This window comes from Magnetococcales bacterium, assembly GCA_015228815.1.
Taxonomy (GTDB): domain Bacteria; phylum Pseudomonadota; class Magnetococcia; order Magnetococcales; family UBA8363; genus UBA8363.
This window is the reverse complement of record JADGCV010000052.1, coordinates 1-21,977: the sequence shown is the minus strand read 5'-3', so window position 1 is coordinate 21,977 and position 21,977 is coordinate 1. Positions and strand designations below refer to the sequence as shown.

Genomic DNA, 21,977 nt, shown 5'->3' with positions numbered 1-21,977 from the left:
TTAAGGAAAGTTACATGCCGATCATGCCACATTTGAAGCCCGAAAACTACGTGTCCCGTGATGGTTGCGGTTTAAAAATCTTTGGCGATTGAATTTTTTCTCACGTCATGGCGGGGGGATAAGCGTTTCCCCCCGCACGTCCCTCATTTTGTTACATGCCGCACATTCCCGTTCCGCACCCCCCCATGCCGCAGGGGGAGGATGGAGGCGGTCCCGAAGGGGAACGGGAGATGCCATGGCTCATGACGCCACCCGTGGAAAGAATTTTTCGTACCTTTTCCTGGCCGCAATGGGGGCAGACCTTGACCGGGGGGGCAGTCATGGAATGCTCCTGTTCAAAGCGTGTATGACAGGCATCGCATTTATAATCATAAAGAGGCATGGTGTTCTCCCATCGGAATGGAGGTCAACGCTTGGTCAGTTGGAAACACGGCGTTCCACAACCACTTTGACGACAGGAATGACATCGGGATGCAGGCGGATCCGGATGGTATGTTCGCCCAATACCCGGATGGGATGGGGGACATCGATCTGGCTGCGGGGGATGTCCAATCCTTTTTCCTTGTAGAAACTGGAAATATCGGCATTGGTGACCGAGCCGAACAATTTTTCGGTTGTTCCCGCGGGTCGGTCGAGAACGACGGCGATTTCCTCGACCTGAGCGGCGAGTTCCATGGCGGTTGCCAGAATTTCATCCTGGCGTTTTTGGAAATCGGCCTTCTGCTGTTCGAAACGGGCCATGTTTTCCTTGGTGGCCGGAAGCGCCTTGCCCTGGGGGATCAGGAAGTTGCGTCCGTATCCGCCGCGGACCTTGACCTGTTCACCCAGATTGCCCACCCGACTGATCTTTTCAAGAAGTATGACTTCCATGCGGTTATCTCCCGGAAGGATCCTGTCCTTCCCCTGTTTTTTTGATGCGGCTGCGAAAATTGACCCAAGTATCGAAGAACCCGAACACGACAACGACCAGGGCCATCTTCGATGACCAGAAAATAAAGAAATAAAACAAATTCCGCCAGAAGGCGGGGACCTTCAGATGAAGAAAGTAGGATTGAATGACGGCCCACCCCTGGAAAAAATAGGGGATGCCCAGGAACAGGCTCATGTTGGCGCTGAAACGTTGCCATTGGCCTTCGGTGGTCATCATGATAAGGGCAAAAACGATGACAGGCCAGACCATAAAAAACGGAACGCGAAAATTTGCAAAATTTTCCCGTGGCAGGGTATACCCGGGCATTTTCGAAAAAAGGAATCGCGTCAGGGCAAGGTTGGCCAATTGCAGCATGAACCATCCCGTGACCATGAGGGCGGGCGACAGAAAGGCCAGGAGGTGAAAGAATTCCTTCAAGACCTGTTGATGTTCGAGGATGGTTTTGGCATCGGCCCCCTGGCTTTGCGCCATCGAGACGAAACGATCCTGAACGGTGGTCAGGGAAGAGGTCAGGGTTTTTTCGATTTCCAGAGGGGCATGAATCGAAACGGTCAACAGAATCGGCAGGAGCAGCAACCCGAGGAAAAAGCCCGAACCAGCGCCATGAGAAAAGTTCCACCCCTTGATCAACATGACGGAGGCCAACAGCGGGAACGCCGCCAGAAGGAGAAACACCAGAAGGGAAAACTGAAAATCCTGCGTCAGCAGCAGGGTTCCTCCCGTCAGGATGGCCGTGGCGATCAGCCCCCCTTTGAGTCCCCGTTTCAGGCTGACCAGGAAGATGGGCAGCGGGGTGATGGCTTGAAAGGGTAACGCAAGCATCATGGCCAGACCACTCCCCTGGGAAGAGGACAGGAAAACGGCGACCAGGGTGGGCAGCATGAGAAGCAGCATCGCCCCCAGACCCGCGATGGCGGGGTATTCGGAGACGATACGAATCAGCATGACCACACGATGCGTTGATGATGAAAAGGACTTTGCCGGTTCAAGGGACACCCGAAAACGTTATTTATGAAGCCGGGGGAGTTCATCTCCCCCGGCGAAGTTTTGTGATGTAAATGCCCACAAGAGACCGGATGCGCTTATCGACCCGGACACGCCATCGATTGCCGCCGGTACGAAGAGTCGAAGCGGTATTGGAACCGTAGGGACCGTGGCGCCATATCCCGGGCGCTGCGATCATTTGACCAGATTGGGCAGCAGGGCAATGTTTCTTGCCCGTTTGATCGCCTTGCTCAGATGGCGTTGATGCGGGGCACAGACGCCGGTGATCCGGCTGGGAACCATCTTGCCGCGTTCGGTGATGAAGCGCAGCAACAGTTTGGGATCTTTGTAGTCGATTCGAATCGCCTTGTCGGCGCAGAACATGCAGACCTTCCGTCTCCTGAAGAAAGGACGGCGAAAGCCGACGGGGCGGGCTGATTTTGATTTGTGGCCATCGTTTTGGCCAAACGATCCGTGATCATGTTCAGACATGGTGGTATCCATTTCGCTTAAGGTCATGATGTGGCAATTGGGCCGATCGAACCGATTGAATTGGGCGGTTGAGAAGGATGTCCCGCGAGGGACTCAACCGATGCGCGAGGAGATGGTTTCCATCGCGGTGGCGATGATTTCCACCTGTCCCCAGCGGATCCGGTTGTCCCGTATCCAACGTTTCTGGTTCAGTCTGCCGACGATTCTGACGGGTGTTCCTGCGGCGAGACCGGCACATCGATCAGCCAAGGTATCGAACAGGACCACCGAAATTTTCAACTCAAGCCGTTTGACAGGGGTGGTATCGGGAAATTCGGCGGCGTGATCCAGTTCCGCCACCGCCACCGACAATCCTGTCGGAGTGGTGCGAACGGCGCATGGACAGGTCAGAGTTCCTTCCAATCGGACTTCGTTGACCCATGGAGTGAACGGTTCAAGCATCCGAGGCAGCCTGTCTCGGCGCGATTGTTTTCCGAGCGCCGTTTCGATGATCCCGGTCCACCGATCAGTTCCGTGGTTCCTCGTCCATTCCGGAGTCCATGTCGTCGCTGTCCTCCGTCGCAGCATCGGTGGCGTCTCCCGGGGGACGCGAGGGACGATCATCATTGCCCGCAAGTGGCGAAGGGGTACGGACCGGTTTTTCGACCCGGACGTTGAGAAACTTGAGGATGTCTTCGTCGATCTTCAGTCGGGATTCCAGGGTGGCAATCAACCCGCCGCCTCCCTCAATCAGGTTGAAGACATAATAGCCCTTGGAGTTCTTTTTGACCTGATAGGCCAGTTGCCGACGCCCCCAGAGTTCCGTCTGAAGAATCTGGCCGCCGTTGTCGGTGATGATGGCGGTGATTCGCTTGTTGACCTGTTCGAGCTGTTCGGTGGTAAGATCGGGTCGGACGATGTATATGGATTCGTAGAAGGCCACAGCCTCTCCTTTCGGTGTTTCGCCCCGACCGTCGCACGGTTTCGGAGCAAGGATAAAAGCCAACGGAAACGAATATGATAACCGATAAAACGCATCAATGTCAAGAAGGTCCGCAATTTCTTTCTCTGGAGGAAGGAATTCTTCCGAAGGGCGCCGATCCCTTCTTCACGACCCGCCGCGGTGGCGCTGGTCTCGGCGGTTACAAGGGATTCAATCTGGGGCAAAACGTCGGCGATGATCCCGCCCTGGTCCTGCAAAACCGGAGGGCGCTCGTCCGTCACCTCGGTCACCTTCTGGTCCAGGATGACCTCGATCATTTATGTCTGGTCCGTCAGGTCCACGGTAGCAAAACCATCATCGCCGCTCCGGGGCAACCCGTTGTCGAAGCGGATGCCCTGGTGACCCGGGAACCTGGCGTCGCCATCGGCATCCTGACCGCCGATTGCGCCCCCGTTCTGTTTTACGATCCCAAGGCCCGGGTCGTGGGGGCGGCCCATGCCGGATGGCGCGGCGCCCTGTCCGGAATCCTCGAATCCTGTATCGACGCCATGGTATCCCAGGGCGCCAGGACCCAAAATATCCGCGCCATCATCGGTCCTGCCATTCGCCCCCCCAATTACGAGGTCGATCACAAGTTTTTTCTTGAATTCAGGCGCAATCATCTCCAGAATGGCCTTGTTTGCGATGTGGAAAAATTCTTTTTATTCCTTGCAAACGAAGATCGGTTCCAGTTTAATCTTCCTCAATACATTAAAGAGCGATTACATGAACGGGGGGTTCCCCAGGAAGGCATAAGTGATGTTAAAATGTGCACTTTCCAAAATAGTGAATCGTTTTTCAGTTATCGAAGGTCAAGCAAATCCGGGGAAGGACAGTGCGGCAGGCAGTTGGGGGGAATCGTCCTGTCGTGATCGAGGCTTCGGAAAACCACGATCCCGGTTCTTCCGGTCCACCCTGGACAAATCCTTTCGCCACAAACGGGCATCGGCCTTTATCCCATTGCTTTCAACGCTGTTTCTCACGGGTGTCCTCGCAACGATCCCTGACCCGTTGCATGCCTCCTCCGGCGATCTCAACCGTTTGATTCATCGGGTGGCGGGCGAGGAAAAAGTGGATGCCGGGCTTCTTCGCGCCATTGTCGATGTCGAATCCGACTTCAAGGTTGGACTGATTTCCGACAAGGGGGCGGGGGGGTTGATGCAATTGATGCCCGCGACCGCTCGGGCCCTCGGGGTCACCAATCGGTTCAATGCCGAGCAGAGTTTGCGGGGCGGAGCCAGGTACATCAAACGTCTGATCGACATGTATCCCAGCCTTCCCCTGGCCCTGGCCGCCTATAACGCCGGGCCGGGAAACGTCGATAAATTCGGCGGCATGCCCCCTTTTCCCGAGACCCGAAGCTATGTTCGGCGCGTCATGGCCAAATATGCCAAGGAAAACTTCAGCAAAAAACCGGTCCCTCTGCGCACCCCCCGGCTGAAGGCCAGCCTGAACAAGACCCGAAGCAAGGAGGCCAGGGAAAAGACCATGGCGCTTCGGACCAGGACGCCCGCGCTGCCCAACGTCATGCCTCTTCCCGCTGCTACGGTCGCCCAGTCCCAGCCTGGACCGGAAGCGTATGGTTTCCTTCATCGTTCTTCCTATCTCGCCGCGCGGCATGCCGTGGTTTCGGAGATTCTGGATCGTGAACTGATCACTGTGACCGCATCCGATGCAGCAGGGGAGGGGACGACCGAAGTTCCCATCATCAGGCTCGTTTCCAATTGATTCCGATGGGCAGTCGGATCTTGCAGTCCTTCTCTCCGGGATCACCGCCGCGATGAAGGCGAGGCGGGAACAAACAAAATCGAAACCCTGGGGGCAATCCCCCAGACCTTCTTTCTTTTGATCAGTGATGAGGGGGGCTGAAGGGTGACGGAAAAAACATGGTAACCCCGGACATGGTCGCAAGGTGTATTCCTTCGTTGGATGCAAGGGAAAACGGTGAGACCCAGGGGCAGGGAATTCTTTCATCGGTCCTTGTGCCTCTGTTGTTTCCGGACGGGGGGATGGAAGAGGGGTGTCGGTTGCTTTTTATCCGTCGTTCGCAGCAGGTGCGTCATCACAAAGGCCAGATTGCCTTTCCGGGGGGGCGCTGCGAACCTTGGGATCGATCCGTTCTGGAGACGGCACTGCGTGAAACCATCGAGGAACTGGGTCCACAGGCCCGTCCCGCACGCATCCTCGGCAGATTGCCCCCTGTTGCAACCGTCGTGACCGGATTCATCATTCATCCTTTTGTCGGGGTATTTTCTCCGGAAATCAAAGTACAACCAGAACCCCGGGAGGTGGATGCGGTGTTGACCGTGCCATTGAGTTTTTTCCTTTCGGAGGGAAAAGCCGCGCCCGAACGATACCAGTATGGTTCACATGTCATCTGGGGGGCGACCGCCCGGATCATCAATCAATTTGTCGCATTCCTGATGAAGGATGGTTGTGCATGAGGCTTTTTTTCATGGCGGTTTTTGCGGCCCTGGTATTGTCGGCCATTGCCGTGGGCAGTCGGTTACTTTGGCGGTATCATTATCCGGAGACGCAAAAAATCATGGAAACGCCTGACCGATCGCAGTTCAGAGCAGAGTTTGCAAAATATTTCATGATGTTCCTGGTGACCGTATTTCTGGGCATCGGCCTGTACCGATTGGTTTCGGTTCAGCACCCTCCAGCCAATCTTGAACGTCCCCCTTCGAAGGCCGATCTGCAAAAATGAATCATTGGCCCGGTCCGTTGTCTGCTTGCCATGCCTGATAGGCATCGGTAAACAGTTTTTCCATCCTTTCGATCAATTCCGTATCGGGGACGCCCAATACCTTCTGCAATACCAATTGCGAGGCGGCATCCAACAATCGGATGTCCGTATCGATCATGGGATAGGTTTTCTTGAGCCGTTTCAATGCCTGAATGACATTTTCACCCGGCGACGGGGGAATGTTCAGGGGTTTGGCGGGGGGGACGACCGATTGTTCCTGCTCGATGGTCACCAGGAATTGGGCGAATCGATAAAGCGTTTCCCGATTGCTGTCATTCAGTTGCTTATAGAGGGTCTGAAAATCAGTCTCTTTTTTTTTGATGATCATGGCAGGGGAGGCCAACCGATTGGATCGGAGAAAATTATTGAAAAAAAAGGTAACTGCCCAGGTACCTTACCGGTTCAATTATTGAAAGAAAAAAGGGGTCTGGGGGATTGCCCCCAGGGTTTTGTTTTTGATTTTGACCTTGTTTTTCCACGCGCCATTTCACTCGAAGAATGACGCATCTCGTACTGGTTGCGGTTTAAGACAGGATGATCCCAGCCGCCATGCAAAAACCCATGGTCACCAAGTACGTGGTACAAACGTTTCCTTATTGGCCAGTTTGACGCTGTCGCCGGACTGGACGATGACGAACAGCCCTTCATTCATGGCAAATCGATCGACATCCTTATCGATCAGGATGCCGGCCACGGCACCCATGACTTGTGCGCCACCTTCACCTTCATAGAACTCCTTGAACTCGCGTATCCGCTTCAGATGATCACGGACATCTTCGGCGGTCAGACGACTCTTGACCTCCACCAGGACAACGCTGTCGGTGTTGTCCACCAACAGGTCAATCTCCATGCGCCGGTTGCCGTCCAGGCTCGTTGCCTTGACCCGAGGCGCAACACGATGCACTGGAACGCCCCGCTCGGCAAACAGAGTTTCGCAGGCCGGGGCGACGATGCCTTCGACGAACTCACCCCACCGACTGCCCAGGTTGCCAACCTGCTGGCTGACCTCCTTGATCTTGCGGTCAGTTTCCTTCATCTGCTGCTCGGTTTCCTGAAACTTGCGGTCGGTTTCCTGAAACTTGCGGTCGGTTTCTCTCATTTGAGCGGAGATTTCCTTGATCTGCTGGCTGGTTTCCTTGATTTCGCGGTCCAACTCCGCTCTTCGTTCACGATCCTCCTGGACCATTTCCTGGAACATTTTCCAGATGTCATCAAAAGTCAAGGCCTGCGACATCACGATGTCTCCCATTCACGGTACTCGTTGACCACGGGTTACCCTGTTCATTCTGCATTATGGACCCGATTTTTTCAACGTGTGCAGCAGATAAACCATAACCATCCCAGGATATGTCATTTTTGCATGTCATTCGCTTCAAGTCCCGGATTTCCGCTTTCGGTCAGCCACCGCGGAGGGAGGGGACTTCTCTCCCTCCCTCCTCCCGGTCTTTTGCAAAATGAAAGAGGTTCAACCCGCCCAGGGAAGATCCAACTGTTTCATGTGCAGGGCAAAGGCGGCTTCGCGGCTGTCGGGGACGCTGGCGACAAGGATCGGAGCGACCCCGGTCTTGACGACCCGATGACCATTGAGTTGTGTCAGAAGCGACATTTCCGTGACCTCTCCCGCCAGGGCCTTTTGCAGGGCGGACAACTCTGCCAATCCCTCCTCGCCGCTCAGACGCATGAGGGCGCTGAATCCTTTTGGCGCCCCCTGATTGACCAGGGCCCTGTTCAAGACGCACAAATCGCCGTCGCGGTTGAGAAACGTACCGCTGGTTTCCAACGGATCCGCCACGGTGATCAAAACGGTAACGTCGTCCTGGATACCATGGGAGTTCAAGGCGATGATGCGGTTTGAAGTTGTTTTTTGCGGCATTTTGGCCAGATTGACCGTGACGTAGGTATCCGCCTCCTCTCCCTTCCAGGCCTTGCCTCCCAGAAGTGCCAACAAAGAGACGTTGGCCTCACCGCGCATTTTTCCAGCCGATTTGGCCGCTCCCTGAATGGCATCTCCCGCGACCCAATAAAGTGTTCCACCCGTTCTTTTGGCCAGACGCGCCGCGGCATAGGCCTCCTCGACCATCACCCTGGGGCTGACCAGGATGGCGACCCGTCCGCCCAGGCCAAGAATCTCCCGTCCTTTTTGGATCGCCTGATCGTTGTCGCGGTTGGCCCGTTTGGCCAGCAACTGATAGCCGAACCGCCCCTCGGCACAGATGACGGCGCCGTTGACCGAATCGGAATTGATCGACTGGATCTTGACGATGCGGTTGCGATTGCTGGCCACCTTGATGCCACAGCCCCTGGAACAGTCGGTACAGGTGCTGATGGTTTCGTTCCAGATCCAGGGTCCACATTCCTTGCCGGTATTGGGGGCCAGGGTGCCGGTGGGACAGACATCGGTACACATGCCGCAGGCGTCGCAACCGGTCTCCTGAAGGGGATCGTTGAAATTGGGTCCGATCCGAGTCACGAAACCGCGATTGACGAAGGTCAGGGCGTTGATATTGCGTACCTCGTTGCAAATGCGAACGCACGAGGCGCAGGTGATGCATTTGTCCGATTCGATGCGGATCAGGGGATGACGTTTATCCTCTTCATAGGAACGTTTGGCCCCGGCGAGCCGTTTTTCGGTGGCATTGTAATCGGTCGAATAATTGCGCAGGTCGCAATCGAAGCGGGCGTTGCAACCACACTCGATGCATCGGGTCGCCTCGGCCATGGCCTGAATCTGATCCAGTCCGACGTTGATCGGCGCCCAACCGGCATTGTTCTTGAGACGCTGCTCGGAGGGAAGGGTCGTTTCCATGGCCCGCTTCTTGTGGACGAAACGGGGGGCGAAATCGGCGGAATCCAGTTCCTTCAGCCGTCCCCGGGAGATGGCGTAGGGACGGGTCAGTTTGACCGGGGCGCCGTTGAGGTACAGGCTGATCGCCTCGGCGGCTCGCCGCCCCTCGCCGATGGCACGGATCAGGATGTCCGGCCCGAAGGCGCAGTCGCCGGCGGCGAACACCCCTTCCATCGTCGTGACCTGGGTCTTTTCGTCATAGACGAAGGTGCTCCATTTGGTCGTCTGTGGCTTGACCTCCTCGCGGTCGAGGAATGAAAGATCGGGGTCCTGGCCGATGGCGGGGATGATCAGGTCAAATTCCAGATCTTCTTCACTGTTTTCGATCGGCACCGGACGACGGCGTCCCGAGGCATCGGGTTCACCCAGTTCCATGGTGATGACCCTCAATGCCTTGGCGCGACCGTTTTCATCAACGACCACTGCCGACGGGGCGGTGAGAAAACGAAATTCAACCCCCTCCTCATGGGTTTCCTCCTGCTCCCAGGGAGAGGAGGGCATTTCCGCCTGGGTGCGGCGGTAGAGAAGGGTCACCTGGGCCCCGAGTCGCCGTGCGACACGGGCGCAGTCCATGGCGGTATCGCCTCCGCCGAGGACCGCCACCTTCGATCCGACCTGAACCGGCTCCTTGAGGACCACCTTGCGCAGAAAATCGATGCCGCCCATGACTCCGGGGACCTCTTCGTTGTCGATGCGCATCGGCTTGGACTTGTGGGCGCCGATGGCCAGCAGGATGGCGTCGAATCCCTGCCGTTTAAGATCGGCGATGGAGAAATTTTCGCCGAGTTTGCTGTTGAAATGGACTTTGACTCCAAGATCGAGAATGGCCTTGATTTCATTGTCCATCAAGTCCCACGGCAGACGAAACCGGGGAATGCCATAACGGGCCATCCCTCCCAGTTCGGGCAGGGCCTCGAAGATCTCCACCGCGTGTCCCGCCTGGCGCAGGAAATAGGCCGCCGACAGACCTGCCGGTCCGCCGCCGACGATGGCGACCTTCTTGCCCGTATCGGTCCCCGGCTGCGGGACAAACGGTCCATGTTCCAACTCGTATTCGGAGGAAAACCTCTTGAGCGGATTGATGGCGATCGGCTCATCCACCAGGGCCCGACGGCATTGGGCTTCACAGGGATGGGGGCAGATGCGGCCACATACCACCGGAAGTGGATTGCGCTTTTTGATCAGGTGGACGGCGCCGGCGAAATCGCCGTTGGCGATGTGGGCGATATACCCTTGAATGTCAATGTTGGCCGGGCAGGTCGCCTCGCAAGGGGCGATGCAGTCACCGGCGTGATCGGACAAGAGAAGATCCAGAGCCATCTTGCGTGAGGTGGTCACCTTTTCGCTGTCGGTCTGGATCTCCATCTTCGGGGCCACCCGGGTCGAGCAGGCCGGAAGAAGTGTCCTGGCCCCCTTGACCTCGACGACACACAGAAAACAGGATGCGAACGGTTTGAGACGGTCGTCATGACAGAACGTGGGAATCTTGATCCCCTCCTGCTGGGCGACCTCGCGAATGGTTGCCCCTGACTTGGCTTCCAGGGTGCGTCCATTCAAAATGATGGAAACGGTGTTTTCCATAAGGGTATCTCCCCGGTTCAAGCCGCCAGGATGGCGTCAGGGTTGCAGACTTCGACACACATCCCGCAGTTGATGCAGATTTTCTGGTCGATCACCCAGGTATTGGGTTTCTTCAGTTCACCGGTGATGGCATTGACCGGGCAATAACGGTCGCAGATGGAACACCCGGTGCATTTGTCCTGCAAAATGGTGTGGGTGATCAGTCCCTTGCAGACCCCGCCCGGACACCGTTTCTCGGTGACGTGGGCGATGTATTCGTCCCGGAAATATTTGAGGGTGGTGAGAACCGGATTGGGTGCGGTCTGACCCAGGCCGCAAAGGCTTGCATCCTTGACCCGTTGCGCCAGCTCCTCAAGGGTGTCGATATCTTCCAGAGTGCCACTGCCGTCACAGATCTTGGTCAACAGTTCCTTCATGCGCAGGGTGCCGATGCGACAGAAGGTGCATTTGCCGCAGGATTCGATCTGGGTGAATTCCAGAAAGAAGCGGGCCAGGTCCACCATGCACGATTTGGTGTCGGTGACGACCATCCCCCCTGAACCCATGATGGCGCCGGTGGCGTTGATGGCGTCGTAGTCGATGATGGTGTCGAACAGCGATTCGGGGATGCATCCGCCCGAAGGTCCACCCAGCTGCACCGCCTTCAGTGGCCGGCCCGAGGCGGAACCGCCGCCGATCTCCTCCAGAAGCTGGCGGATGGTCATCCCCATGGGGACCTCCACCAGACCACCGCGCTTGACTGCGCCGGCCAGGGCGAACACCTTGGTGCCACGGCTCTTTTCGGTTCCGATCCGGGCATAGGCGGCACCGCCGTTTTTCAGGATCCAGGGAATGTTGGCCAGGGTTTCGACATTGTTGATGATGGTCGGCTTGCCGAACACCCCTTGAATGGCGGGGAAGGGCGGTCGGATCCGGGGCATGCCCCGTTGACCCTCGATCGAGGCGAGCAGTGCCGTTTCCTCGCCGCAGACAAAAGCCCCGGCGCCCTCCTTGATCTTGATGTCGAATGAAAAATTCGATCCCAGAATGTCGTGACCGAGAAACCCCGCCTGCCGGGCATCGTCGAGGGCGATGGCGAAGTGTTTCAGGGCAAGGGGATATTCGGCGCGGATGTAGGCATAACCTTTCGAGGCGCCGATGGCGTAGGCCGCGATCAGCATCCCTTCGACGACGCTGTGCGGGTCTCCTTCGAGGAGGGAGCGGTCCATGAAGGCCCCCGGGTCTCCTTCGTCACCGTTGCAGACTAAGTATTTGGGTTCCCCCTGGGCGCTGCGGGCAAAGCCCCACTTGACTGCCGTGGGAAAGCCGGCGCCACCGCGTCCGCGAATGGAGGAGACGCGAACCTCTTCGATGACCTGCTCCGGGGTCATTCCACCCTTGATGATGTTCTCGAAGGCGCTGTATCCGCCGCGGGCGCGAAACTGTTCCATCGAGGTCGGGTTGAGTTCGCCGACGTTGCGCAGGGCGATGCGGGTTTGCCGGGTCAGATACTGCGACCGCTCGGTTTCGGTATTGTCGGTGGAACGGATGAGCATCGCCTCGGGGAGATCCCCTTGACCGCGATGGAAACGGACGATTTTCGGCAGATTTTTCTTGTTGACGTTGCCCCAGAGCCATGATTTGCCGCCGGACTCGATTTCCACCATGACTTCCAGGTGGCACATGCCGATGCAGCCCACTGCCTTGAAGGTCGCTTCGGGAAAGCGTTCCTTCAATATTTTGGTAACTTCCGGCGCTCCAGCGGCGATGCCGCAGGTCCCTTCACCCATGGTAATGACCATATCACCGCTCATGTTCACTTCTCCTTCGCATCGGTTTGGTCGTCGCCATCGCCGGTGTGGCCAGGGAGTACCTCACCCTTGGTTTTGGCATGCTTGACCAGGTGCCTTTGGGCGTCGGCTCCCTTGAGATTGGGAAAGGCCTCGCCATCGATGAGCATGACCGGGGCCAGGCTGCAGCAACCAATACATGCGACGTTTTCGATCGTGTAACTGCCGTTGGCGGCGGTATCTTCCTTGGGATCGTCGATGCCCAGCGCATGTCTCAGGGAGGTATTCAGGCGATCGGCCCCTTGAACGTGACAGGCGGTACCGTGGCATACCTTGATCATGTGGCGACCGACCGGATCCAGGCGGAACTGGGCATAAAACGTCGCCACCCCGAACAGTTGGCTGGCATTGATTTCGGTCCCTTCGAGGACGAGGTTCATGGCTTTTCGCGGCAGATAGCCATACTCGCTCTGAATGGCCTGCAATAGGGGGACGGCCGCGGATGAATCCGAGCCGATTTTGGTGATCCAACCCTGGACCTTTTCTGGATCCACGGTGGCTTCCAGGGAAGCTTTGCTCACGGCCTTGCTCCTGCTTGAAGTCTGAGGGAAAAACGGGGGCTCTCAAGGGTTACGCCTGGGCGACCCATTCACGATGGCTTGCATGAACGCCGAATCTAAAATATTTATAGAGCGATGACAAGTCGTAATTTCCCACCGAGGCCCGTTCCATGCCACTCTTGAAAAATCTTCCTCGCGGGCAGAAAACCGCCCTTCTCGCCTTCATCATCGGCGGTCTGTTGACCCTGGTCGCTCAGGTGGGGTATCGATTCTATGTCGATGCCAAAAAACTTCCCGATGATCTGGTCGGGGTGGTTTTGCCTCGTCCCCGGGTCATCCCCACCTTCGAACTGGTGGACCATCACGGTCGTCCGTTTGTCCGCTCCCGGTTCCAGGACCGCTGGACCTTCATGTTTTTCGGCTATACCCATTGTCCCGATGTCTGTCCCGTGACCATGGGGCTTATGCGCGACCTGTTCACCCGGCTGGAAACACAGCCCGAGTACAAGGACCGGATCCAGGGGGTTTTCGTCACCATCGATCCGAAACGGGACACGACAAAACTCCTTGAGGAGTATGTTCCCTTTTTCAACAAGGCGTTTATCGGCGTCAATGGAAGCGTCGAGGAGATCGAACGCTTTTCCAAGGGGTTGGGGGTTGGGGTCCGGGCCTCTCCCGCCGAGGCGGACGGCTCCTATCAGATTGCCCATACTTCGGCGATCTACCTCATTGATCCCCGGGGGCGGTTTCATGCCCTGTTTCAATCACAGTTTCACGATGCGGAAAAAATGGCCCTCCTTTTTTCCAGAATCGTATCCTTGTACCAGTGAACCCTTTTTGACACGACAGGGGCAATTCCATGAAAAAAATTTCGATCTTCCCGATGATGCTGTTGTCGCTGGTGTTGAGTTTTCAGGCGTGGGCCGGGGAGGGGATCCGCATCGAGAATCCCTGGATCCGGGCCGCTCCCCCTTCGGTGCAGGCGATGGCCGCCTATATGGGGATCGAAAATACCGGATCGGTTCCGATGACGTTGGTGGCGGTTACGAGTCCTGCCTTTCTCAAGATCGAATTGCATGAGACCGTTGTCGTGAACGGCATGGCCGGGATGGTGGCGCGAAAAGACATGGTGATCGCCCCGGGGAAGCGTTTGACCCTTGAGCCGGGGGGGCACCACCTGATGTTGCTGACTCCGCAAAAGACGATTCGGGAGGGGGACATGATCCCTCTGACCCTGGCCTTTGGCGATGGTGGCAAGATTGACATCGAGGTGCCGGTGAAAATGGATGGAGCATCCTCTGCCGGGCATGCTTCCGGACATGGTGGGCACTGACGCTGCGGTCGAGGCCGCGCCGATCGTTGGGACCTGTTGATGGATGATCTGTTTTTCCAGGGAAGGGGCGTCATTTTATGAATCATGATCTTGTTCTGCTGTTGCCCCATGTTCTGGCCTTTCTGAATCTTTCGGGTTTGATGCTGCTTCTGCCTGGATATTGGGCCATCCGTTCGGGGCGGCGGGAGCGGCATCGGCGGCTGATGGTGGCCAGTCTGGTGGTGGGGGTGTTGTTTTTGATCGTCTATCTGGGCTACCACGCGGTGGTGGGGCATGTCCCTTTTCCGGGACAGGGGATGGTGCGGGTGTTTTATTTCACCATTCTGTTCACCCATATTTTCATGGCGTTGGTGGTCGCCATTCTGGTGCCGATCACTGTGGTCCATGCCCTTCGGGGCCGGTTTTCCGGGCATGTCCGGATCGCCCGCTGGACGCTGCCTGTCTGGTTGTTCGTTTGTTTTTCCGGGTTGGTGGTGTATGGCATGGCGATGATGGTGGCGGTATGAGCGCGAACACTATCGATGGAAAGGACGGTTCAATGGTCGGTCGTATTCGGGGATCGAGTGGATTTACGCTGATTGAAATCATGGTGGTGATCGTGATTCTCGGCATCCTGGCGACGTTGATCATTCCCAGGGTGATGGATCGGCCCGACGAGGCGCGGCGGACCAAGGCGACGCTCGATATTCAGGCCATCGGCCAGGCTTTGGATCTGTATCGTCTGGACAACCATCGCTATCCGACCACCAATCAGGGGTTGGATGCCCTGGTCAAGAAACCGACCGTCGAGCCTGTCCCCAAACAATGGCGTCAGAGTGGCTATCTGGCCAAACTGCCCAAGGATCCCTGGGATGGGGCTTATGTCTACATGTCTCCGGGGGTGCATGGAGAATATGACCTGGTTTCCATGGGAGCGGATGGCGAACTGGGGGGGGAAGGAAATGCCGCCGATGTCGAATCCTGGAATCTGTCACCGTCGCAGTGACGGAGAAACCGAATGTGTAAGAAATATTGTCACTGCCCAGGTACCCCCAGAGCTTGGAATTATTGAAAGAAAAAAGGGGGGCCCGCAAGGAGGGCCCCCCTTTTTTCTCTCAATAATTTTATTCCTTGCCAATCAGGGCATCGGCATCCACGACCAGGCCCGGCCCATTCGACCCGCCGTGGAATCCATCGACCAGACCATCGCATTGAGTGATCCCGCCACCGACCCGGAAATCTGATGGGCGGCAACAGCGGGCGATGCGAGCGGATCATCCAACTGCTCTGGCGTCAGACTTTGCCATTGGCGTACATTTTGTCGGTCGAGCGGGGACGACGAAGTATAGATCATGCCGCGCATCAGGTCGGAATCCTGTTTGATGCGCAATCCCAGATTGACCATCTCCTGGGTCACATGGATGACCTGTGGATTGTGTACCCGCTCGTTGGCCCACTCCGTCAGTGACGCCAGGTTGTGGATCAGGCCTCCGATCGTCTTCTTTTCCTGCATCAGATGCGTCAGGAGTCCCTCCACTTTTTCCAGGAACGACTCGATCTTTCCCCCCGGTCCCTGATGAACCTCGGCAATGGCCTGGGATACCCCATTGCCGACGAAAACCACCATCAGAATCGCCAGACTTCCCATCGTGACCCCAAGCCACCTCAGGGAACGGACCATGCTCCGATGCCGACGTTCACTGGCTTCGACGATTCGCGTCAATCGTTCCAGATGGCTTGTCAACTCCTCGATGCTTGCTTGTCGCTCCATGCTGATACTCCGAAAGGGGTGGATTGTGAAAACAAACGGCAGATATTCCCTAAATGAATATAAATATTATCTAATGAGATTGAAAATAATTTCACATTGCTGCCAGCGACGGGTCCAACCATAATCCATGATCAGGCGTCATGCGTGGAGATGAGTTGCGGGTAAAATAATCAATTTGATTCAAAATGACAATGATAATCAATTGTCACGCCGTTTTTTTGCTTGAGAAACTTTTAAACGACAAATCGAGGAGGGGCACTTGAAGAAAAAGATTATTCAATGGACCCATATCGCCATTGTATTGTTGCTTCCCTGGCAGGCATGGGCTTCGGGACGGGCCGACGGCTTGGTCCTGGGAGGGGTTCCGCTTGATTTTATACTGTTCGCGGCGACGCTGATCGGGGTGGCATTGTTTCACGACCGCACTTTGCAGGTTGCGGCAACCGGAATGACCATCATTCTTGGATACAACTTTTTTGTGACCGGGTTCAGGCATGGCGATGGTCTTGCCGGCCTGTCGGCCCACTTTGGCCATGAGTGGGTCATTCTTGTCAATCTGTTTTGCCTGCTGGTCGGGTTTGCACTGTTGGCGGATCATTTCGAGCGCAGCCATGTCCCTGAATTGATACCGAGAATTCTTCCCCAGGGATGGAAGGGTGGTTTTGTGCTTCTGCTGCTGATTTTCCTGCTGTCGGGATTTCTCGACAACATTGCGGCGGCCATCATCGGCGGCACCGTGGCATTGTCGATCTATCGGCGCCGGATTCATATCGGTTACATTGCCGCCATCGTTGCCGCATCCAATGCGGGAGGGGCAGGAAGCGTCGTCGGGGATACGACGACGACCATGATGTGGATTGCCGGGGTCAATCCGCTCCATGTCCTTCCGGCCTATCTGGCGGCTTTCGTCGCGTTCATCGTCTTTGGCATTCCCGCATCGATTCAACAGGCGCGCCATGCCGATCTCGTTGCCGTGTCGGACACGGTGGTTCATTATGACAAGGTCCGGGTGGGCATCGTCTTTTTCATCCTGATCGCAGCCATTGCCACGAATGTTTCCGTCAATCTGTATTTTTCCCATTTGGCCGACGGTTTTCCCTTCATTGGTGTGGCGGTATGGGTTGCCCTGCTGCTCACGGCGCCCTTGAGAAAGCCCGATTGGGGGTTGCTGCCCGCCACGGCCAAGGGATCGTTGTTTCTTCTGGCTCTGGTCACATGCGCATCCTTGATGCCGGTGGAAAAATTACCCGAAGCGACATGGTTAACCACCATGGCGCTTGGATTTATTTCCGCAGTCTTCGATAATATTCCCCTGACGGCTCTTGCCATCAAGCAGGGTGGGTATGATTGGGGAATGCTTGCCTATGCGGTCGGATTTGGCGGTTCCATGATCTGGTTCGGTTCTTCCGCCGGAGTCGCCATTTCCAACAGCATTCCCGAGGCTCGTTCGGTCTTTCTCTGGCTGCGTCATGGATGGTTTATTCCCATCGGCTACCTGGTGGGTTTCTTTGTGATGTTGATGGTCATGGGTTGGGATCCGCATCCGATCAAGGTGACCGCAATTCCATGACCGATCCCTTCCTTCGTTGAGAATCGGCATGAGCTTTTCCATCAGAACCCGCCTTTATGGTGGGTTCTTCATTTTGTTTGTTTGTCTGTTGTTGTCTTCTCTGGTTGCGTCCGGAATGTTGAACATACTCAACGAACGGATCAACAGGTTGATCCGGCGTGATGTCGAAAAGGTCCGCCTGCTTCATTTTCTGGACCGGGGCGTTCTGGACGTTTCGCGTCTGGAACGCAACATCATCCTTTCGGATCATCCCGAGGAAATGTCGCTCTTCGCCACCGAGATTTCCCGTATTCACGAGCAGTTGCAACAATCATTGACCGACCTGGGAAAATTGGTCTCCGGCGATCGGGATGCGGCGGTGGTGCGACGGATCACCGAACTCATGCGCCAGTTGCTTGAGGTCGATCGGGAAATTCAACAGTTTGGCATGCTCAATTCAAACGTGCGTGCCCTGAGGATGGTCGAGACCGAGGGCGCTGATTCCTTGAGAAACGCGGATGATTCGTTGATCGCCCTGCTGTCCTGGGAAGGGAGCCGGTCCGATTCGGGCTCCGATCCGGATACGCGCTTCCGGCAAGATGGGGAAATCTCCGCAGTCATCCAGGAAATCCGGTTGCTGCTGATGACCCTGCACAAGGATGAACTCCACATGATCTTGTCCACGGATGAGGTTCGGATGAATGAAGATGGCAAAAATATTGAAATGAATGAGAAAAAACTGTATCGAAACCTGGAGCGTCTTGCCCTGCTGCTGGGGCCGGGCCCGGTTCCGGAGGACCTGTCGCGGTTCAAGGGACATCTTGATGCCTACCTGGCGAGTTCGTTCAAGGTACGGACCCTGACATTGGAAAATGGGAATAATCTGGCGATTCGTCTGTCCCGCGAACGGGGCATGCCGATCGTGTTCCAGTTGCGCGATGCCCTGCATCTTCTTTCATCGAGCAGCGAAAAAAGAATGCTCGATGCGGAACGTCAGTCGGATCGCGATTTTCTCTGGGCGTCCGGCGTCCTTTTTTCTCTGTTGACCTTGAGTTTTTTCATTGGAGCAACGTTTGCCATTCGGATTGCCCGGGATGTCAACCTTGGATTGAATCGGGCGATTACCACGCTTGAATCGGTTTCTCTGGGCAATTTTGGCCCGGACCATGACGGAAGGACCAATGAACCGATTCGCGACGAGTTCGGTCATCTGATGCAGGCCATCGAACGGATGGTGGCGGCGGAACGGCGTGTGGTGGTGGCGGTGAAACAATTGGCGGTGGGGGATGTACGGGTTTCACTGGTGGAGCGGTCATCGGAGGATGAATTGATCCGTTCCTTGAACCTGCTGGCACGCTCGACCCATGATGCCGCCAACGTTGCCGAAAAACTGGCCATCGGCGATCTGGACGTGAACATTCAGCCACGGTCCGCGGAAGATCTGCTGTTGCACTCGTTGAAGAATCTGGTACGGGTGGAGCAGCAGGTCGCCGACATGGCCGAACGTCTCGCCCGCGAGGATGTGTCGGTGACGGTGACGGAACGTTCTCCCAGCGACCGTCTGCTCAACGCCATGAAGGAACTGGCGGGGGTGTTGCGTGAACGGGCCGAACTGCGACGGATGTTGATGGTCTCCGAAAAAATGTCGAGCATTGGACAATTTTCGGTTCGGGTGGCGCATGAAATCAACAATCCGCTTTCGACGGCCGCCATGGGATTGCAGAACATTCGTTTTCTGATGGCGCCGCATGGCGTCGATTCCGAGATCGATCGGCGATTGACCCAGGTCGAAAACAATATCGGCAGGGCGACCCATGCCGCGCGTCAGATGATGGAATATTCCTGGACCGGGCAACTGGAGTTTGAATTCTTCGATCTCAAGGATGAAATCGACGAGGTCATCGATCTGATTCAGGCCGATGCCCAACCCTTCGAAATCACCGTCGATCTGCCGGAATCCTATTGCATTCGCGGGGACCGGATGAAGATTGGCCAGGTTTTGCGCAATCTGATGCAAAATGCCCTGGATGCCCGAACGGGGCCATGCCGGATGCATCTTCAGGTCCTCGGGCTTCCGGGGGAGCGTTTGGCGATTCAGTTGCGGGATTGGGGGCCGGGCCTGGCGCCCGGACTGGAAGGAAAAATATTCGAACCTTTTTTCACGACCAAGAAATCAGGCCTCGGCGTTGGTTTGGGTCTTCCCATTTGTTACAGCATCGTTGCACAACATGGTGGAACCCTCGATGTGGCCAACGCCTCTGGGGGAGGCGTGGTCGCGACTGTGACTCTTCCCTTGAATCGCCCCCCTATGGAGGGTTGACCGATGGCCGAGGTCCACCATGTCTTGATCGTCGATGATGAAGCGGAGTTGCGTGACAATCTGGCGGCATTGCTGCTCCATGAAGGGTTTCAAGTGACCACCGCCGCCACTGGGATCGAGGGGGTGCGTTTTTTGACCAGGGAGCGGATCGATGTCGTGCTTCTGGATCTGATCATGCCCGGCATGGACGGAATCGAAACCATGCAGGAGATGCGCAGGATTCGTGGCGCCACCAAATTTATCGTCCTGACCGCCTATGCCACGGTCAACACTGCCGTACAGGCCATCCGTCGCGGGGCCTCCGATTACCTTGCCAAGCCTTTTCGTTTCGATGATCTGGTCACGGTCATTCGTCGTTCATTGGAGGAACGCCGTTTCGAAATGCGGATCCAGTCCTGCGACATCGATCAAACCCTGTCCTCCCTGGCCAACCCCATCCGGCGGCGGATCATCGAAATGCTGGGACAGTCCGGTGTTCTCAGGATGACCGACATCAGTGCTGGATTGGCCATCAGCGATCATACCAAGACCATGTTCCATCTGCGAATCCTCCGGGAGGCGCAATTGTTGCGCCAGGGAGAGGATAAACTGTATGCCCTGACACCTTCCGGGACCAATGCATTCCAATTGTTGCGGGTATTGAGTCCGTCGGGAGGTTGAATGGGGGCTTGGATCCTTGACGAATATGATCCGGGTGTGAAATTGTGGATTGGAGTTCATATTTATTGAAATATTATTATATTGTACCAATCCGATGGAAGTGGGAAACTCACTGTTGAGAGAATGTGATCGTTGATCAATTTTTCTTCTCCATCCGGTACGCATGCGATCCGTTTTCGTCGATCATGAACAATGAAAATGTATTGTTGGGATTGTTTCTTGTCATCCAATTCATGTCCCATGGATTGAATGTTTTGGCCTGAATAAAGAACGGATAAGGAGTACCGGGGGAAGCGAAACCATCGACAGGGAGGTTCCATCATGACCATCACTTATGGACGTCTGACAGGTATTTCCAACCAGGACCTGGCCCACCTGGGAAAGGTCGAGGAACGTTATCCATTCAGGGCGACCGATTATTATCTGTCGTTGATCGATTGGAATGATCCAAACGATCCCCTGAAACGAATCGTCATTCCATCTCCCGAAGAACTTATTTCCTGGGGGAGCGCCGATCCGTCACGGGAACATCGTTATACCGTATTACCTGGACTGGAACACAAGTATCCAACAACGGTATTGCTTTTGGTCAGTGAAACCTGCGCCGGTATTTGTCGCTATTGTTTTCGCAAGCGAATCTTTCAACGCGAGGTCCATGAAAGACTTGAAAATCTCGATATTGCCCTGGACTATGTCAAGGAGCACCCGGAAATCACCAATGTCCTGTTGACGGGGGGCGATCCATTATGTCTTTCCACGGAGCGTTTGACCGAGATATTGGGACGGTTGCGGGCGATCGATCATGTCGGCATCATTCGTATCGGAAGTAAAACGCCCGCATTCAATCCGCACCGCATCCTGGAAGATCCCGATTTTTCCTCCATGCTTTCCCGTTTCAGCACTCCCTGGAAAAGAATCTATCTGACCGTCCATTTCGATCACCCTCGGGAATTGACGTCGGTGTCGGTGGCGGCTCTGGATCTGCTGATGCGCTCGGGAGTCATCCTGGTCAATCAGACGCCGTTGATCCGGGGGATCAATGATGACGCCGACGTATTGGAACGACTGTTCCGCCAGTTGTCATTCATCGGCGTCGCCCCGTATTATCTGTTTCAATGCCGTCCTACCATGGCCAATCGTCCTTTTGTCATCCCCATCGAGGAGGGGTATGCCCTTTTCAGTGAGGCGATGGGACGGGTGTCGGGACTGGCGAAGAGGGTTCGCTATGTCATCTCTCACGAAAGCGGCAAACTGGAAGTGGTCGGTATGAACGACAGGCATGTTCATTTTCGCTATCATCGCGCGGCAGAGTCGCGGAATCGGGGGCGGTTCCTTAAGTGCCGGCGTAATCCTCAAGCTCTGTGGATGGATGACTATTCGGAATGGAAAAGGGAAACCGGCGCATCTTGAGATATTTCGTAACTGCCCAGGTACCCTCTGGGTTCAATTATTGAAAGAAAAAAGGGGTCTTGGGGATTGCCCCCAGGGTTTTG

The 21,977-nt window shown here is 55.9% G+C and carries 24 protein-coding genes; 12 read left to right on the top strand and 12 right to left on the bottom strand.

The genetic code is table 11. The annotated features are described in order from the left end of the window. Nucleotides 1-151 precede the first annotated feature (151 nt). The 6 genes from HQL76_16100 to rpsF all read right to left on the bottom strand — a co-directional run bounded on the left by HQL76_16100 (nucleotide 152) and on the right by rpsF (nucleotide 3,329). Nucleotides 152-382 carry a zinc ribbon domain-containing protein gene (locus HQL76_16100; GenBank protein ID MBF0110691.1) on the bottom strand — a complete coding sequence of 77 codons (231 nt, stop codon included), beginning with the start codon at nucleotides 380-382 and terminating at the stop codon, nucleotides 152-154. Between the two features lie 35 nt (nucleotides 383-417). Then, nucleotides 418-870 carry a 50S ribosomal protein L9 gene (gene rplI, locus HQL76_16095; GenBank protein MBF0110690.1) on the bottom strand — a complete coding sequence of 151 codons (453 nt, stop codon included), beginning with the start codon at nucleotides 868-870 and terminating at the stop codon, nucleotides 418-420. A gap of 4 nt (nucleotides 871-874) precedes the next feature. Beyond that, on the bottom strand, nucleotides 875-1,876 hold the full coding sequence (locus HQL76_16090) for a DUF2232 domain-containing protein (protein ID MBF0110689.1): 1,002 nt from the start codon (nucleotides 1,874-1,876) through the stop codon (nucleotides 875-877). Between the two features lie 234 nt (nucleotides 1,877-2,110). Continuing rightward, entirely contained in the window at nucleotides 2,111-2,407 is a 297-nt protein-coding gene (locus HQL76_16085) for a 30S ribosomal protein S18 (GenBank protein MBF0110688.1), read from the bottom strand. A 93-nt stretch (nucleotides 2,408-2,500) separates the two neighbouring features. Continuing rightward, nucleotides 2,501-2,848: a single-stranded DNA-binding protein gene (locus tag HQL76_16080; GenBank protein MBF0110687.1), complete on the bottom strand. Its 348-nt coding sequence runs from the start codon at nucleotides 2,846-2,848 to the stop codon at nucleotides 2,501-2,503. Nucleotides 2,849-2,912: 64 nt separating this feature from the next. Further along, complete coding sequence (gene rpsF, locus HQL76_16075; protein ID MBF0110686.1) at nucleotides 2,913-3,329, bottom strand: 30S ribosomal protein S6; 417 nt, start codon at nucleotides 3,327-3,329, stop codon at nucleotides 2,913-2,915. 74 nt (nucleotides 3,330-3,403) lie between these two features. Between rpsF and pgeF the strand changes: the two genes are divergently transcribed. The 4 genes from pgeF (at nucleotide 3,404) to HQL76_16055 (ending at nucleotide 6,078) form a co-directional block, all read left to right on the top strand. Beyond that, a complete protein-coding gene (gene pgeF, locus HQL76_16070; GenBank protein MBF0110685.1) occupies nucleotides 3,404-4,240 on the top strand; it encodes a peptidoglycan editing factor PgeF in 837 nt (278 codons plus the stop codon). A gap of 139 nt (nucleotides 4,241-4,379) precedes the next feature. Beyond that, nucleotides 4,380-5,096: a lytic transglycosylase domain-containing protein gene (locus HQL76_16065; protein MBF0110684.1), complete on the top strand. Its 717-nt coding sequence runs from the start codon at nucleotides 4,380-4,382 to the stop codon at nucleotides 5,094-5,096. 173 nt (nucleotides 5,097-5,269) lie between these two features. Then, nucleotides 5,270-5,812, top strand: a complete 543-nt coding sequence (locus HQL76_16060) for a CoA pyrophosphatase (protein ID MBF0110683.1) — start codon at nucleotides 5,270-5,272, stop codon at nucleotides 5,810-5,812. After that, the gene (locus HQL76_16055) at nucleotides 5,809-6,078 is read left to right on the top strand and encodes a hypothetical protein (protein ID MBF0110682.1); all 270 of its coding nucleotides are present in this window, start codon (nucleotides 5,809-5,811) and stop codon (nucleotides 6,076-6,078) included. The genes HQL76_16060 and HQL76_16055 overlap by 4 nt, the downstream gene beginning before the upstream one ends. 1 nt (nucleotide 6,079) lies before the next feature. Here HQL76_16055 and HQL76_16050 read toward each other — a convergent pair whose 3' ends face one another. The 5 genes from HQL76_16050 to HQL76_16030 form a co-directional block, all read right to left on the bottom strand. Next, on the bottom strand, nucleotides 6,080-6,445 hold the full coding sequence (locus HQL76_16050) for a Crp/Fnr family transcriptional regulator (GenBank protein ID MBF0110681.1): 366 nt from the start codon (nucleotides 6,443-6,445) through the stop codon (nucleotides 6,080-6,082). Between the two features lie 237 nt (nucleotides 6,446-6,682). Next, nucleotides 6,683-7,351 (bottom strand): DUF3782 domain-containing protein, encoded by a 669-nt coding sequence (locus HQL76_16045; protein MBF0110680.1) that lies wholly within the window; start codon nucleotides 7,349-7,351, stop codon nucleotides 6,683-6,685. Nucleotides 7,352-7,582: 231 nt separating this feature from the next. Then, nucleotides 7,583-10,543 carry an FAD-dependent oxidoreductase gene (locus HQL76_16040; GenBank protein ID MBF0110679.1) on the bottom strand — a complete coding sequence of 987 codons (2,961 nt, stop codon included), beginning with the start codon at nucleotides 10,541-10,543 and terminating at the stop codon, nucleotides 7,583-7,585. A 17-nt stretch (nucleotides 10,544-10,560) separates the two neighbouring features. Continuing rightward, nucleotides 10,561-12,336: an NADH-quinone oxidoreductase subunit NuoF gene (locus tag HQL76_16035; protein ID MBF0110678.1), complete on the bottom strand. Its 1,776-nt coding sequence runs from the start codon at nucleotides 12,334-12,336 to the stop codon at nucleotides 10,561-10,563. A gap of 2 nt (nucleotides 12,337-12,338) precedes the next feature. Beyond that, complete coding sequence (locus tag HQL76_16030) at nucleotides 12,339-12,893, bottom strand: NAD(P)H-dependent oxidoreductase subunit E (protein ID MBF0110677.1); 555 nt, start codon at nucleotides 12,891-12,893, stop codon at nucleotides 12,339-12,341. 149 nt (nucleotides 12,894-13,042) lie between these two features. On the opposite strand from HQL76_16030, the gene HQL76_16025 reads away from it, so the two are divergent. The 4 genes from HQL76_16025 to gspG all read left to right on the top strand — a co-directional run bounded on the left by HQL76_16025 (nucleotide 13,043) and on the right by gspG (nucleotide 15,190). Then, nucleotides 13,043-13,702, top strand: coding sequence for an SCO family protein (locus HQL76_16025; protein ID MBF0110676.1), 660 nt, complete (start codon nucleotides 13,043-13,045; stop codon nucleotides 13,700-13,702). A gap of 29 nt (nucleotides 13,703-13,731) precedes the next feature. Next, a complete protein-coding gene (locus tag HQL76_16020; protein ID MBF0110675.1) occupies nucleotides 13,732-14,205 on the top strand; it encodes a copper chaperone PCu(A)C in 474 nt (157 codons plus the stop codon). Nucleotides 14,206-14,282: 77 nt separating this feature from the next. Then, nucleotides 14,283-14,711 carry a DUF420 domain-containing protein gene (locus HQL76_16015; protein ID MBF0110674.1) on the top strand — a complete coding sequence of 143 codons (429 nt, stop codon included), beginning with the start codon at nucleotides 14,283-14,285 and terminating at the stop codon, nucleotides 14,709-14,711. A gap of 32 nt (nucleotides 14,712-14,743) precedes the next feature. After that, nucleotides 14,744-15,190 carry a type II secretion system major pseudopilin GspG gene (gene gspG / locus HQL76_16010; protein ID MBF0110673.1) on the top strand — a complete coding sequence of 149 codons (447 nt, stop codon included), beginning with the start codon at nucleotides 14,744-14,746 and terminating at the stop codon, nucleotides 15,188-15,190. A gap of 132 nt (nucleotides 15,191-15,322) precedes the next feature. Here the strand turns inward: gspG and HQL76_16005 are convergent, their stop codons facing one another. Further along, on the bottom strand, nucleotides 15,323-15,955 hold the full coding sequence (locus HQL76_16005; GenBank protein ID MBF0110672.1) for a hypothetical protein: 633 nt from the start codon (nucleotides 15,953-15,955) through the stop codon (nucleotides 15,323-15,325). A 346-nt stretch (nucleotides 15,956-16,301) separates the two neighbouring features. On the opposite strand from HQL76_16005, the gene HQL76_16000 reads away from it, so the two are divergent. The 4 genes from HQL76_16000 (at nucleotide 16,302) to HQL76_15985 (ending at nucleotide 21,894) form a co-directional block, all read left to right on the top strand. Further along, nucleotides 16,302-17,525 (top strand): citrate transporter, encoded by a 1,224-nt coding sequence (locus HQL76_16000; GenBank protein ID MBF0110671.1) that lies wholly within the window; start codon nucleotides 16,302-16,304, stop codon nucleotides 17,523-17,525. Nucleotides 17,526-17,553: 28 nt separating this feature from the next. Then, nucleotides 17,554-19,824 (top strand): MCP four helix bundle domain-containing protein, encoded by a 2,271-nt coding sequence (locus HQL76_15995; GenBank protein MBF0110670.1) that lies wholly within the window; start codon nucleotides 17,554-17,556, stop codon nucleotides 19,822-19,824. A 3-nt stretch (nucleotides 19,825-19,827) separates the two neighbouring features. Further along, complete coding sequence (locus HQL76_15990; GenBank protein MBF0110669.1) at nucleotides 19,828-20,484, top strand: response regulator; 657 nt, start codon at nucleotides 19,828-19,830, stop codon at nucleotides 20,482-20,484. 321 nt (nucleotides 20,485-20,805) lie between these two features. Further along, entirely contained in the window at nucleotides 20,806-21,894 is a 1,089-nt protein-coding gene (locus HQL76_15985; GenBank protein MBF0110668.1) for a KamA family radical SAM protein, read from the top strand. Nucleotides 21,895-21,977: the final 83 nt, after the last annotated feature.